We start from the raw sequence: 14,257 nt of genomic DNA, 5'->3' as shown, positions 1-14,257 counted from the left end.
GGGAGCTATCCTGGCACGAATAGCCTCCTTTTCCTTGAATTAAGCATTCTGGGTGGTCCTGGAGGCGCGTAGCCGGCGTAAATAATTGGCCAGATGAGCATTAAAAGTTACCCCTTCATACCACTCAGGGTAGATCGTATGCAGAGATTGGAAGGCCAGGGGGATAACGTGGTGCGCAAATTGATTGATATCCATCGCTGTAAGCAACGCGCGTAACTGTATGGAAGAAGGGGCCAGCCAACTGACCTCCGTTGCGGAATCAGTGGATACGCGGGTATATCCCAGAGCAAGGCATGTATCTTCGGCAACATTCAATACCGATGCATCCAGATTTTTACCACCCATCCATTGATGAATTGTAATGGCTAAATCAGCATCACTGAGTGCAAGTAAATCTGTCTGAACCTGTTTAGTGAAATTGCGAGATTGGTTGCTGGTTTTCATGAAGCATCCTTCCTGCTCTACAAATATGGCCGGTGTACGCTGAGTGAGGAAAATACATAGCAGTATGTGCTATTGAATAGTCATCCGCTCTTGCCTGACCTACTGACTCTTTATCTATGTGGAAACTGGTAACGAGAGGAGCAGCTAGACGAGCACATAAATGAGTTACATAAATGGCCCAACTGTTAAGCGCACTGGCAGACGTCTGCGTGTCGCACTTACAAGTTGGGCCGTTTCCATACAAGTATTATCTGTGTGTACCAGCGAACTGGTTACAGATTACCAGCGGGCGCCTCGGCCGCTCGAGCGGCTATCGCGCTGGTTCTGGAAGCAATCGCTGCAATAGACAGGGCGATCTTCGCGTGGTTGGAAAGGTACCTGAGCCTCATTGCCACAACCGGCACAGATAGCGGTATACATCTGGCGTGGCTCGCTGCGGTAACCACCATTGCCACCGCGGCTGTAACCACCACGGCTCTGTCCACCCCCCTGCTGCTTGCGGGCGGCGCGGCATGATGGGCAGCGACTGGGGGCATTGGTCAGGCCACGGCTAGCAAAAAATTCTTGCTCACCGGCGGTGAAGGTAAATTCCTGGTTGCAATCGCGACAGTTAAGGATTTGATCGGTATATGACATTTCACATTCTCAATTCTCGGGGTAATACCCCAGTGTTGTAATTAAACGCTCGCTATCGCGCTGCTTCCAATAGGCAATCTACTCTAAGCAATCACGCACCTACGGCGTTTTTCTATTATACACTACTTGTCTACCCCTTATTGGAAAAAGTAAAGAAGTACTAATTATATTTATACAATTTTAATCAGTCTACCTTTTCTTCATTTGGTATCTAGCTGGGCTTAGCGCCGCGTATTGGCGTTGCTTTAAAAGCTGAAGGACAAAGGTGGGCAAGTGAGCACCGCTCGCATAAGGGTTTACGGGCATCGCAGATGGCGCGTCCATGGAAGATAAGGAGATGTGAAAGATCGAGCCAGTCTTTTTCTGGCACAATCAGCATGAGCTCTTGTTCAACCTTGACTGGATCAGTGCTTGTTGTCCAGCCAAAGCGCCGTGCCAGGCGTCCCACGTGAGTATCAACAACGAAACCAACTACAATCCCAAAGGCATTGCCCAGCACGACGTTGGCGGTTTTGCGCGCCACTCCTGGTAGCGTCAACAGATCCTCCATAGTGCGCGGAACGTTGCCATCATAGGCGGTAATCAAACGCTGGCAGGTTGCACGAATATTTTTCGCTTTATTGCGATAAAAACCCGTGGACCGGATATCCTGTTCAAGCTCCTCCTGAGAGGCACCGGCAAAGGCTTCAACACTGGTATATTTCTTAAACAGCCTGGCGGTGACAATATTGACTCGCTCATCAGTACATTGAGCTGAGAGCTGGGTCGCAATCAACAGCTCCAGTGGATTTGAAAAATTCAGCGAGCAAGTTGCTTCAGGATAGAGACGACGTAGCTCAGTAATGATTGCCTGGACTTGTTCGGGAGAGCCAGGTTGTGGTCCAGTATAAATGGGTGTGGCGACATTCATATTACTTATTGTTTTCACGCTGGGCGCGTAGCAGATTGCGTAACGCGTCGGCCTGACCCCGATTCCAGGCCGCGGATCGGACTTCAGACCCGATAATGGGGAGAGAGCTCTTCTCACTGATGCGGGCAGCTCGTTCGCGCTGTACGATTTCGTGAATAAGCTGGCGATCACTTAAGCGCCAACCATGAAGTCTGGCCTGTTCTGACAACCACATAATACGCTCAAAGCCAGCCACATAATCTTGCTCTGCTGGATCATTGCGCATCGGTGTATTCTGCATATATTGCCTCTATAACGAAAATGTAATGAGACGGAGTGTCGCTGATTGAAATGTCATTCTACAGGTCCGATTATGTCAGAAAATAGGCTTACATGTCAAGAATAGCTGTACGTGACTCATAATTTGCCTGTGCGACCGCAGATAGGAGAGAAGGTGTTCTGCCAGCTCTGCTCTTATTGCATTCATACCGTATGGGGTAAGGTGGAAAATATCATGGTCTAAAAGCTGTGCAGTATGTTAGAATCAGGGGAGAAATATTTCTCTAAGGGATCTGTGGATGGGAATTATGCAGTATGTCGTAAGTTATATGAAACGCACTCTTATAGACGCTCGTACTATTGTTGTAAACTGTGTTGCTGAACATAACCAGCGGGCACAGACAGCGAGTTTGTACGCACGTCATATTGTTTTATAGAAGTCTCGTAAATGATGTCAGGGAAGGAAGTTGAGCGTGGCTAATAAAAAATTCACCAATGCAAATGCTGACAGGGAAAAGCTGAGAAAAGACCTGGCTGCCAGCATTTTACGTGAACGGAAACAGCCCAAGAATTTTAAAGAGCTAGGGCTGCACACCCTGCGGAATCTGCCAGCGAATATCTCGATGGTGCAAGGCTTGATGAAGGCGGTCAATTGGAATCTGGCCCAGCAAGAAGTGTTAGAGAACCTGAACAATACTGTTGTTATTGTTGGACAACCAAATACAGGTAAAAGCACACTGTTTAACACTTTGAAGGGGCAAAACCTTTCTCCTGCCTCTTCACAGGCCGGTACGACCCGCACCCTGGTGCGTACCGACTTTGGTCCGTTCACCCTTGTGGATACCCCGGGGCACTTGCCCGATGTGATGGAGAGTGGCATGGATCAGGCCAGTGTAATTGTGTTTTTGATCGATGCATCGAAGGGCTTGCAGGCAGCCGATCGTGAGTTGTATAACGTGATCAAGCGTTTTGACAAACCAACGATCGTCGCGGTCAACAAAATCGATGAGCTTAGAGGTGGTGAGGGTGGTGATCAACTGGCAACAGAAGTTGCCGTACAGCTTGAAGCGCCCGGCGTCATTCCAGTGTCAGCCAAGACTGGTGCAAATATCGCTGAAGAACTGATACCGGTTATCATTGAATCGAGTCCTGAAGCCGCTCTGGCGATTGGACGAGAGTTGCCTGCTTACCGGCGTGCGGCCGCCCAGCGTATCATTCGCAATTCAACTCTGGTTAGCCTGGCGGCTGGTTTGGAGCCAATTCCGTTTGTTGATATTCCTATCCTGCTTGGTACGCAGATTCGCCTGGTATTGCGCCTGGCCGCGCTATATGGCGAGCAGATGGATAGCGCAGACTCCAGAAAGCATGCGCGTGAATTGATCGCCACGATTGCCGGTGGCCTGGGATTGCGTTACCTGGCCCAACAGGCTGCTAAAGCCGTTCCGTTTGGAGGAGACTTCGTGGCCGGTGCTATAGCGGGCGCCGCTACCTGGTCCATTGGTCAGGTTGCACTTGAGTATTATGAAGAGAACAAGCAGTTGAGCCCGAAACGCTTGCAACAACTGTATAAAAGCTTCTATCATCGCTTCCGCAAGGATACCAGTCCACAAGATCTAAAGGAGCAGATGATAAAAGAAATAGAAACAGGCAAATCAGAACCATTAGTACAGGAATCTGACCGCAGACTTCTGGAAGAAGGAAAGGCTTAAGCCGTGCCCATGCTCTTTCCCTATGACCGTTATGAGACGCTGAACGAGCCGTTCACTATCTATTATCCGGCGAGTGAGGAGGTGCTTGCTCGCCAGGTAACTGAAAAGATTGATCTGGCTGGCAAGCGGCTCTCTAATCTTCTTCATATTGACCTGCCTGATTTTGAAGTTTTGCTGGTTGATATGGAGGACTGGCCGCTGGTGCCTCATAGTGAATCTGAAGAGGTTGATGCGCCTCATCCATATATAACTGATCTCACTACCCCGCCGACGCTAGTTGTGCCAACCGAGCTTGATCCAATTTTTGGAGATATTACGCCGGAAAAGTTCGCTTTTATGCTGTACCATGAGCTAACGGTCGCTTACCTCGAAGACGATCCTCGTCCTTGGCCAGAAGTGACGCCATTGTGGGCGGATGAGTGGCAGTTTAAGTTTATCGCCCTCTGGCTTTCACAGCAGCTTGATGGGGTCCAGGGAGTGGTCAATAAAGATCTGCACGAGCAATATAGCGAAGCTTTTGAGCCGGAAGCTGATGGAAAGACGCCGGTAACGGTGCGAGGCTTTGATTGGTACGATGACACAACGCCAGAGGAGTATCTTACCTATGAACTTCTGCTTGAACAACTGGCATCAGACCTGCTAGCTCGTTACGATATTTCACTGATACAGCGCTTTTTGAACCTTTACCGGACCGAACAGTCCGAGTTGTTAAGTGATCAGGTTACAAATATGTTAGTGGAAGCCATCGGGCCTCAATCGGAAGAATGGTTAGAAGAATTAGTGTATTTTTAATTGCTGCAACTGCGAACTATACCGGCTTCTCTCTGTGAAAAGGGGGCATGGAGTTGGGATGCTCGTGCCCTCCTTTTTTGTTTGACAAAGCCAGCGAGCCAAAGGATGGTAAAGTTGGAAAGAGCATGGACACAGTCACCTCCAGCAGTGGTTTTGAAGCCTGACGAGATCCACGTCTGGCGCGTTTTTGTTGACGAGTGGCTTGCTTCGCTACCACAACTGCGTGCTTTCTTAAGTCCAGACGAGCAAGCACGAGCGCAGAAATTTTACTTTGAGCGGGACCGCAACTGTTCCATTATCGCTCGGGGGGTGCTACGGGTATTACTGGGGCGATACTGTGCGCTTGACCCGTCAATGATCATGTTATGCTACAACGAATTTGGCAAGCCTGATTTAGCCTCCAATGACTTATCCCTTCCACTCTATTTTAATCTGGCCCATTCACATACCACCATTGTCTACGCCTTCACATATATTAATCGTGTTGGCATTGATGTAGAGTATATGCGTACTAATATTGAATACGAAGAATTGGCAGAGCATTATTTCTCACCCGTAGAAAAAGCGCAGCTCCAGGCGATGTCGATTGAACAAAAAATGCAAGCTTTTTTCGCGGGTTGGACCAGGAAAGAGGCCTATATCAAGGCACGTGGCAAGGGCCTATCGATTCCACTGGATTCCTTTGACGTTACATTACTGCCTGATCAAGATCCCCGCTTGCTGGATTGTCGGGAGGATCCCCAATCTGTGAGCCACTGGACACTCTATGCGCTTCCTGCGGATCCGCATTATGCGGGAGCACTTGCTCTAAATGGCGTATGCGAACATCTTCAATTCTGGCATCTATCTCCTCTCTTTTAAGTGGTGTTCGCTTCCTCTATGCTTTTGGGTGCCATTTTAGTATAATGGCACTCAATTCATATTGGGAACGTGTGGGGTTTGAGATTTACGGTGCGAGAAGGAGTGCTTTGTTATGTTTAATAAGGTAAGCATTATCGGTCTGGGGTTAATTGGCGGTTCGATTGGGTTAGCCTTGCGCAAAGCGAACGCGGTGAAGCAGATTGCGGGTTATGACCTGGGTCGTGGAGTAAGCGCGCAGGCTTCTAAAGTTGGAGCAATCGATCAGGCCTATGAGAGCATAGTGGATGCGGTGAAAGGATCTGACCTGGTTATCCTGGCGACACCTGTTGGCGCGGTACGATCCCTATTGCAAACGATTGCTCCCGTATTAACGCCGGGCACCGTGGTTACGGATGTTTCCAGCACAAAATCCCAGGTCATCAACTGGGCCGAAGAATTTTTGCCCGAGCACGCCTTTTTTGTTGGTGGGCATCCCATGGCGGGAAAAGAGATGAGTGGTGTGGCGGTCGCTGATGCCGATCTATTCAAAGATTGCATTTACTGCCTGACGCCAACCAGCCACACTCCGGCGACAGCCGTAAGCATGGTTGTTACCTTAGTCGAAACCCTTGGCGCTCGTCTACGTTTCCTGGATCCGGCGGAACATGATGGGTTGGTAGCTGGCATCAGCCATCTCCCATTTCTGGCTGCAACCGCCCTCATGGCTACTGTTGCTGATGACCCAACCTGGGGGGATGCCTCATTGCTGGCCTCGTCTGGTTTTCGAGATGTTACGCGGCTGGCTGCTGGCAATCCCGAGATGTACCGTGATATCTGCCTGACGAATAGTGATGCTATTGTGCGCTGGTTGGATATATATGTTTTAAAGCTTTCTGAGCTACGCGATCATATTGTCAGGCACGACAAACATATAGACGAATCATTTGCCAGAACCCAGCAACAACGACAGCAATGGCATGCATCGCATTCTTCTGAGAAGTAATAACCCAACACTTTATTTTTTCTCTCAAAAAGGCTTGACAGCGCGGGATAGCTATGGCATAATCATTGAGCTGTCAACAAACGAAACAATCACCCACCTCACTATACGTGGGTGCTCCTGTTCTCGTATCGCAGCTGTGCTACGGTAAGGTAGCGCCTCCGGGATCAACTTCCCCTTCTGAATTATCCAACGCGGAAGCACCGCGTCCGTGAGCGTTTCAGGCCGTTTTTGATGGTGGTTCCCAGCGGAACCGGGACGAGCAACGAGATTTCGGACGGCTCGCAAAAGTGGTCCCAGAACCGCTTGACAAAGCACAACGGATATGCGATACTACAGCACACGAGACAAGCGAACGAAAAAACACCAACCGCCTGTCCGAGAACAAAACTCCGGTTTTGTTGACTCAGTACCTTGACAACTGAAGAGTGGAAAGCAGAACAGCAACTGGAACAACAACACAACGAACCAGTTCCTGTCAATTCGGAGGCTTGATGATCACCATCAAGTATCCATAATAATCTGCGAAACAAGCCAATGTTATGTAACTTGGCCATGATCGCAATTCACATGCAATTGCACATCCGCTCGCTGAGCGCGATGTTCAGATAAACAATTGGATGGCGAGTTTGATCCTGGCTCAGGATAAACGCTGGCGGCGTGCCTAACACATGCAAGTCGAACGCCCTACGCAAGTAGGGAGTGGCGGACGGGTGAGGAACACGTGGGTCATCTGCCCTGGGGTGAGGAATACCGGCGAGAAATCGCCGACAATACCGCATAGCTTCGTAAGAAGAAAGCTCGCAAGAGCGCCCGAGGATGAGCCTGCGCTCGATTAGTTGGTTGGTGGGGTAATGGCCTACCAAGACCGCGATCGATAGCTGGTCTGAGAGGACGATCAGCCACACTGGGATTGAGAACGGCCCAGACTCCTACGGGGGGCAGCAGTGAGGAATTTTCGTCAATGGGGGCAACCCTGAACGAGCAACGCCGCGTGCAGGAAGACGGTTTTCGGATCGTAAACTGCTTTTCTCTGGGACGAGAACGGACGGTACCAGAGGAATCAGCCTCGGCTAACTACGTGCCAGCAGCCGCGGTAATACGTAGGAGGCGAGCGTTGTCCGGAGTTACTGGGCGTAAAGCGCACGCAGGCGGTCAGGTAAGTCTGTGGTGACAGTCGTCGGCTCAACTGACGAAGTACTACGGAAACTGTCTGACTTGAGGGCTTCAGAGGGACACGGAATTCCGGGTGGAGTGGTGAAATGCGTAGATATCCGGAGGAACACCAAAGGCGAAGGCAGTGTCCTGGGAAGTACCTGACGCTCAGGTGCGAAAGCTAGGGGAGCGAACAGGATTAGATACCCTGGTAGTCCTAGCCGTAAACGATGACCACTAGACGTTGGGGGTATCGACCCCTTCAGTGTCGTAGTTAACACAATAAGTGGTCCGCCTGGGGAGTACGGTCGCAAGATTAAAACTCAAAGGAATTGACGGGGACCCGCACAAGCAGCGGAGCGTGTGGTTTAATTCGATGCAACGCGAAGAACCTTACCAAGGCTTGACATGAACCTGCACCAGCCGTAACGGGCTGTCCCTTCGGGGCGGGTTCACAGGTGCTGCATGGCTGTCGTCAGCTCGTGTCGTGAGATGTTGGGTTAAGTCCCGCAACGAGCGCAACCCCTGTCGTTAGTTGGATTTTTCTAGCGAAACTGCCGTTATAAGACGGAGGAAGGCGGGGATGACGTCAAGTCAGCACGGCCCTTACGCTTTGGGCGACACACACGCTACAATGGTCAGGACAAAGAGTTGCGAACCCGCGAGGGGGAGCTAATCTCGTCAAACCTGGCCTCAGTTCAGATTGGAGGCTGCAACCCGCCTCCATGAAGTTGGAGTTGCTAGTAACCGTAGGTCAGCACACTACGGTGAATACGTTCCCGGGTCTTGTACACACCGCCCGTCACACCACGAAAGTTGGCAACACTTGAAGCCGCTGGGCTAACCCATCTGGGAGGCAAGCGTCGAGGGTGGGGTCAGTGATTGGGGTGAAGTCGTAACAAGGTAGCCGTACCGGAAGGTGCGGCTGGATCACCTCCTTTCTAGGGAGCTTGAACACGCGTCTGAAGACACTTCAGACATCTAAGCGTGTTCCACTTCCAGGTCGACCAGGACATTGGTACGATGTGCGTTGCCAGAAGCGACGCTGGTTTCCACTCTTGAGCTGTTGGGGTACAACCACCGCAACACGCAACCATGCGCACCAGGGGGTGCAGGGAATGACCGTTTCCATACCAGAGGTGTGGGGATGTTTTCCCAGTATTTTTCCCTCTTGCGCACAGCGCACCAGGGGGTGCAGGGGGACGGCAGTCCCCATGCCAGGGGTCTGGGGGTGTCCCCTAGGATCTTCTCCCTCTTCCGCGCGCCGCCGCAGGCGGCAAGCGTGTGGCGAGAGCCACAACAGTGCACCTTCACAACTGAATACCATGTATCTTCAATTTTGCTGAGCGATAAGGTCAGCCAGAGTTGAAGCAGAGGATCGATTTATTCTCGCAAAGAATAAGTCAAAGCATTCATAGACCATGATAAAGAGACGTAGAGAACAAGCTACACAGAGTACGAGGTGGATGCCTTGGCGCTAAAGACCGAAGAAGGACGCGGAGACCGGCGAAACGTTCGGGGGGAGCTGCATACAAGCGATGAACCCCGAGATTCCGAATGAGGCAACTCCTCCAGAGTGATGTCTGGAGACCGCCTGCTGAACACATAGGCAGTGACGGGGGGCAGTGGGTGAACTGAAACATCTCAGTAACCCGACGAAGAGAAATCAACCGAGATTCCCGTAGTAGTGGCGAGCGAACCGGGAGGAGCCCAAACCGATGAACCCTCGGGTCCATCGGGGTTGTAGGACTAGCAACACAGGAGAGATTTCCACTTGAACGCGTTGGAAAGCGCGACCAGAGCGGGTGAGAGTCCCGTAAAGGACGGAGAACTCGAATCGGCTAGGATCCTGAGTACCACGAGACACGTGCAATCTTGTGGGAAGCTGGGGGGACCACCCTCCAAGGCTACACATCTTTAGCGACCGATAGCGAACAAGTACCGTGAGGGAAAGGTGAAAAGCACCCCGAGAGGGGGATGAAAGAGACCCTGAAACCACGTACTCACCAGCAGTCAGAGGCCACTGTTCCACGAGGAACCAAGGGCTGATGGCGTGCCTTTTGTAGAATGATCCGGCGAGTGCATCGTCGTAGCCTGGTTAACCAGCGTTAAAGCTGGGGAGCCATAGGGCAACCGAGTCTGAACAGGGCGAGCGGTTGCGGCGATGCGACCCGAAACCGTGTGAGCTATCCATGAGCAGAGTGAAGCGGATGTGACAGTCCGTCGAGGCTCGCACCCACCAGTGTTGCAAAACTGGGGGATGACTTGTGGATAGGGGAGAAATTCCAATCGAACACGGAGATAGCTGGTTCTCCCCGAAATGTATTGAGGTACAGCTGTATGACACACTATCCTGGAGGTAGAGCTCTGAATGGGCTAGGGGCCTCGTGCAGGTTACCAAACCCAAGCAAACTGCGAATGCCAGGACAGCATGCATGCAAGTGAGACGGCGGGGGCTAAGCTTCGTCGTCAAAAGGGAAACAGCCCAGACCATCGGCTAAGGTCTCCAAGTATCCGCTGAGTGTAAAAGGGGGTCACAACGCCCAAACAGCCAGGATGTTGGCTTAGAAGCAGCCACCATTTAAAGAGTGCGTAATAGCTCACTGGTCGAGTGTCGTGGCACCGACAACGTACCGAGGCTCAAGCGGATTACCGAAGCCATGGAATCTCTCTTTGGAGAGATTGGTAGGGGAGCGTTCTCAAGCAGAGAAGCCAGACCGCAAGGACTGGTGGAGCGAAGAGAAGTGAGAATGCCGGAATGAGTAGCGTCATGTCTGTGATAACCAGACACACCGAATGCCTGAGGGTTCCTGGGCACCGTCAAACGTCCCAGGGTGAGTCGGGTCCTAAGCCGAGGGCGTCATAGCCGTAGGCGATGGAAAGCAGGTCAGAGATTCCTGCACCGGAGATGCTCGTGATGAGCAATGGGGGGACGCGGTAAGGAAGGTGAGCCCATCGATTGGACAGGATGGGTCTGTGCGTTGAAGTGCGAAGCCGAGGCAAATCCCGGCTTCCTGTGCATGACACGTGCAGCGAGCGGACGTTGGTCCGCGGAAGTCATCGGCCCCTAGGCCGCCAAGAAAAGCCTCTCGCCAGAGTCATCTCCGCCCGTACCGCAAACCGACACTGGTAGGCAGGGGGAACACTCCCCAGGTGATCGAGCGACCCTCTGTTAAGGAACTCGGCAAATTGACCCCGTACCTTCGGAAGAAGGGGTGCCCTAGTAGCGAGGCTCTTCGGAGTGGCGTGAGGGGGTTGCAAGAAATTGGCTCAACCGACTGTTTACCAAAAACACAGGTCTCTGCGAACGCGAAAGCGGAAGTATAGGGGCTGACTCCTGCCCAGTGCCGGAAGGTTACGAGGAGCGGTGTACGTAGCTGCGAATCTAAGCCCCGGTGAACGGCGGCCGTAACTATAACGGTCCTAAGGTAGCGAAATTCCTTGTCGGGTAAGTTCCGACCCGCACGAAAGGAGTAACGAGTTGAGCACTGTCTCGACAGAGGACTCGGCGAAATTGAAGTACCCGTGAAGATACGGGTTACCCACGACAGGACAAAAAGACCCCGTGGAGCTTTACTACACCTTGACCTCGAAACGAGGCAGAGCGTGCGTAGCATAGGTGGGAGTCGGAGAACCTATCCTTGTGGGGGTAGGGGAGACGCCAATGAAATACCACTCTCGTTGTGTTTTGTTTCTCACACGTCACCGTGAGCCGGGACGTGGACAGGATCAGGCGGGTAGTTTGACTGGGGCGGTCGCCTCCCAAAGCGTAACGGAGGCGCCCAAAGGTTCCCTCAGGGTGGATGGACATCACCCATCAGAGTGTAAAGGCACAAGGGAGCTTGACTGCAAGACGGACAGGTCGAGCAGGGACGAAAGTCGGGCTTAGTGATCCCACATTCCCGAGTGGAAGGAGTGTGGCTCAACGGATAAAAGCTACCCCGGGGATAACAGGCTTATCTTGCCCAAGAGTTCACATCGACGGCAAGGTTTGGCACCTCGATGTCGGCTCGTCGCATCCTGGGGCTGGAGTAGGTCCCAAGGGTTGGGCTGTTCGCCCATGAAAGCGGCACGCGAGCTGGGTTCAGAACGTCGCGAGACAGTTCGGTCTCTATCCGTCGTGGGCGTAGGAGAATTGAGGGGCGTCATCTCCAGTACGAGAGGACCGAGATGGCTCGACCGCTGGTGTGCCAGTTGGCCTGCCCGGGCCAGAGCTGGATAGCTATGTCGAGAAGGGATAAGCGCTGAAAGCATCTAAGCGCGAAGCCGCACCCAAGACGAGTTCTCCCACTCTCTTGAAGAGTCAAGATCCCAGGAAGACGACCTGGTCGATAGACGACACGTGGACACCTGGTAACAGGCGCAGCGAAGTCGCCCTAATGATCGTACGGCTTGTTTCACCACACAGTATCTTCATCGTGGACGCATGCGATGCGTGTCTTCTGCTTCAGTCTCTGACTGGCTGATGGCTCGGCAAAATTGAGGATACATGGTATGCAGTTGCGTAAGACTAAGAGACCTTACTTCTGAGGAAGTAAGGTCTTTTTTTATCGCTTGTTATTAAATGTTGTATATCAGAATTGATAGGTGATAGATCCTATTTAAACATTAATTTGATCACCTCCTTTGTCATAATGAGTAACCTCCGGTATAATGATCACAGCTATCTATGCTGTATCTTGCCTTAAGAGATAATTATGTCCTTATTGAATTGAGAACTGATAAAGAGAGGTTCTGGAATGTGCCATCGTTCCCTGTATATACACGCACACCAGTCTGGTGTTGTTCTCCTATTTATTTGTGTTGCGGTTCTAATATTGACGGGCTGTGGCGCTGGAAGCGGAACGATGCTGCTTACCAATGGAAAGCCTACCCTTGCAGCGCAACAGAATTTGACGATACCTCTGATCGGCATGACAGATGTTCCTTCTTTTAATCCAACCGATGAGCAAAATGCCAGCACAAAAGTATTGATGAATATGCTCTATAGCGGTCTTGTCCGTACCGACGAGAATTTTCAGGTGATTCCAGATCAGGCGATCTGGACGATCTCGGCTGATCAGAAACAATATATATTTCGTTTAAAGTCGCGGCTTATGTTTGGGGATGGGAGTCCTGTAACGGCGCAAAGCTATGTCGATTCCTGGACATATGCAGCACGGCCAGCGAATCAATCACCGTTGGTGACCAGTCTGATGTATGCTATTGCTGGCGCCCGTGATGTACACGAGGGGCGTTCACAAACCCTTGTAGGTGCCAGGGCTATCGATGCTCATACGCTTCAGGTTACGCTGAGCCGACCAACACCATACTTCCTGGCTGCTCTGACCAATTCAATTTTTGTCCCCACCAACCAGAAATATCGGAATTCATATAGCCTTAAACCTGAGGCTATCGATGCGGCCCAAAAAGGACTTGGTACGGGACCTTTTGTAGTAAAGGATGTGACCGGTGCTGTGAAAATGACGCTGGTCCCTAATCCACACTACTATGGACATAAGCTGACTATTCAACAGGTCGACGCTTATTTCGTCAATGATCCCCGTGTTGCGTATATTGCCAATCGAGCCGGTCGGTACGATCTTGACTGGGACCTGGCGCAGCAGGATCAGTTGCCTGCGGTCAAACTGGCGGGTTTTATGCGCACCGAGCAGCTACAGACCGACACGCTGTTTTTTGATACCAGCAAGGCGCCCTTTACTTCTCTCTCCGTACGTCAGGCTTTGGCCCAGTCTCTTGATAAGCAGAAATTTGCTCACACAGTAATGCAAGATTCTGTGGCCCCGGCTGAAACGCTATTTCCTCTGTCTATGCCTGGCTACCAGCAGCAGCAGCCGATGTTTGCAACTTCCAAAGCGCGGCAACTTTTAAAGACTGCTTATCCCGATACGTCTAAATTTCCAACAGTAACGTTTACCTATCCTAATTCACAGGTCTCACTGCAGATGGCTCAATCTCTCCAGCGTATGTGGCAGAAGTCCCTGGGTATTCAGGTTAATTTGAGGCCGTTAGAGGACGAGGCGTATCAGCAGGCCCTGACCGATCACGATGTGCAATTCGGTTTTGTATCCTGGAGTGCGCAGGTAGCTGATCCCTACTTTTTCGCGGAAAAATTTCTTGCTAGCTCCCAACAGAATGTTGCGCAATGGCACAATGCTGACTATGATCACCTGATAGCGCAGGCCGAAATGACCACTGGTAAGAGCCGTCTGAGCTTATACCACAAGGCGGAACAGAAGCTTCTTTCCAACGCCGTTATCATTCCGCTCGATCATCGGCAGTTGGCTGCGTTAATTCCCAACTGGGTACGGGGAGTCTTCCTCAATAGTGATGGACTGTATTTTGGGGATTGGTCTGGTGTCGCCATTCTGAACCACAAGGAATAAGTAAGCCATCATATTTATGGACCTCTTCTTTACTACCAAGTGAAGAAGGGGTCCATGTATGTTGTCTCACTCGACGTTAGCTTTGGGGGGATGTTAGAATGCAAGGGAAGTATCCTGGTGGATAGGC

Annotated in this window: 10 protein-coding genes and 2 rRNA genes; 7 read left to right on the top strand and 5 right to left on the bottom strand. The window is 51.4% G+C overall.

Annotated features, from left to right (window positions below; translation table 11 throughout):
• Positions 1–39: 39 nt before the first annotated feature.
• The 4 genes from KTT_RS01025 to KTT_RS01010 form a co-directional block, all read right to left on the bottom strand.
• Positions 40–444: a hypothetical protein gene (locus KTT_RS01025; RefSeq protein WP_126594215.1), complete on the bottom strand. Its 405-nt coding sequence runs from the start codon at positions 442–444 to the stop codon at positions 40–42.
• 279 nt (positions 445–723) lie between these two features.
• Positions 724–1,080, bottom strand: a complete 357-nt coding sequence (locus KTT_RS01020; RefSeq protein WP_126594214.1) for a CxxC-x17-CxxC domain-containing protein — start codon at positions 1,078–1,080, stop codon at positions 724–726.
• Positions 1,081–1,291: 211 nt separating this feature from the next.
• Positions 1,292–1,990, bottom strand: a complete 699-nt coding sequence (nth, locus tag KTT_RS01015; RefSeq protein ID WP_126594213.1) for an endonuclease III — start codon at positions 1,988–1,990, stop codon at positions 1,292–1,294.
• A 1-nt stretch (position 1,991) separates the two neighbouring features.
• Complete coding sequence (locus KTT_RS01010; RefSeq protein WP_126594212.1) at positions 1,992–2,270, bottom strand: hypothetical protein; 279 nt, start codon at positions 2,268–2,270, stop codon at positions 1,992–1,994.
• Positions 2,271–2,721: 451 nt separating this feature from the next.
• Here KTT_RS01010 and KTT_RS01005 point away from each other — a divergent pair, with 451 nt between their 5' ends.
• The 5 genes from KTT_RS01005 (at position 2,722) to KTT_RS00985 (ending at position 8,685) form a co-directional block, all read left to right on the top strand.
• Positions 2,722–3,957: a GTP-binding protein gene (locus KTT_RS01005; protein ID WP_126594211.1), complete on the top strand. Its 1,236-nt coding sequence runs from the start codon at positions 2,722–2,724 to the stop codon at positions 3,955–3,957.
• Between the two features lie 3 nt (positions 3,958–3,960).
• Positions 3,961–4,749 carry a hypothetical protein gene (locus KTT_RS01000; protein WP_126594210.1) on the top strand — a complete coding sequence of 263 codons (789 nt, stop codon included), beginning with the start codon at positions 3,961–3,963 and terminating at the stop codon, positions 4,747–4,749.
• Between the two features lie 114 nt (positions 4,750–4,863).
• Positions 4,864–5,610 (top strand): 4'-phosphopantetheinyl transferase family protein, encoded by a 747-nt coding sequence (locus KTT_RS00995; protein WP_160145557.1) that lies wholly within the window; start codon positions 4,864–4,866, stop codon positions 5,608–5,610.
• A 112-nt stretch (positions 5,611–5,722) separates the two neighbouring features.
• Positions 5,723–6,592 (top strand): prephenate dehydrogenase, encoded by an 870-nt coding sequence (locus tag KTT_RS00990; RefSeq protein WP_126594208.1) that lies wholly within the window; start codon positions 5,723–5,725, stop codon positions 6,590–6,592.
• Between the two features lie 614 nt (positions 6,593–7,206).
• Positions 7,207–8,685, top strand: a 16S ribosomal RNA gene (locus KTT_RS00985).
• 32 nt (positions 8,686–8,717) lie between these two features.
• Here KTT_RS00985 and KTT_RS00980 read toward each other — a convergent pair.
• Positions 8,718–9,071, bottom strand: coding sequence for a hypothetical protein (locus KTT_RS00980; RefSeq protein WP_126594207.1), 354 nt, complete (start codon positions 9,069–9,071; stop codon positions 8,718–8,720).
• A gap of 112 nt (positions 9,072–9,183) precedes the next feature.
• Here KTT_RS00980 and KTT_RS00975 point away from each other — a divergent pair.
• Together KTT_RS00975 and KTT_RS00970 are read left to right on the top strand one after the other, a co-directional pair.
• Positions 9,184–12,144: ribosomal RNA gene (locus KTT_RS00975) — 23S ribosomal RNA — on the top strand.
• Together the 16S and 23S rRNA genes form the textbook arrangement of a ribosomal RNA operon.
• A gap of 447 nt (positions 12,145–12,591) precedes the next feature.
• Positions 12,592–14,130, top strand: coding sequence for a peptide ABC transporter substrate-binding protein (locus KTT_RS00970; protein ID WP_160145556.1), 1,539 nt, complete (start codon positions 12,592–12,594; stop codon positions 14,128–14,130).
• Positions 14,131–14,257: the final 127 nt, after the last annotated feature.

Origin of the sequence: Dictyobacter aurantiacus, assembly GCF_003967515.1 — a bacterium.
In the GTDB taxonomy this organism is placed as follows: domain Bacteria; phylum Chloroflexota; class Ktedonobacteria; order Ktedonobacterales; family Ktedonobacteraceae; genus Dictyobacter; species Dictyobacter aurantiacus.
This window is presented reverse-complemented; position numbering and strand designations above follow the sequence as displayed.

Bases quoted from the DNA above. Each gene is read 5' to 3' on its own strand.
- KTT_RS01025 (WP_126594215.1), bottom strand. From the start codon at position 444: ATGAAAACCAGCAACCAATCTCGCAATTTCACTAAACAGGTTCAGACA.
- KTT_RS01020 (WP_126594214.1), bottom strand. From the start codon at position 1,080: ATGTCATATACCGATCAAATCCTTAACTGTCGCGATTGCAACCAGGAA.
- nth (WP_126594213.1), bottom strand. From the start codon at position 1,990: ATGAATGTCGCCACACCCATTTATACTGGACCACAACCTGGCTCTCCC.
- KTT_RS01010 (WP_126594212.1), bottom strand. From the start codon at position 2,270: ATGCAGAATACACCGATGCGCAATGATCCAGCAGAGCAAGATTATGTG.
- KTT_RS00990 (WP_126594208.1), top strand. From the start codon at position 5,723: ATGTTTAATAAGGTAAGCATTATCGGTCTGGGGTTAATTGGCGGTTCG.
- KTT_RS00980 (WP_126594207.1), bottom strand. From the start codon at position 9,071: ATGGTATTCAGTTGTGAAGGTGCACTGTTGTGGCTCTCGCCACACGCT.
- KTT_RS00970 (WP_160145556.1), top strand. From the start codon at position 12,592: ATGCTGCTTACCAATGGAAAGCCTACCCTTGCAGCGCAACAGAATTTG.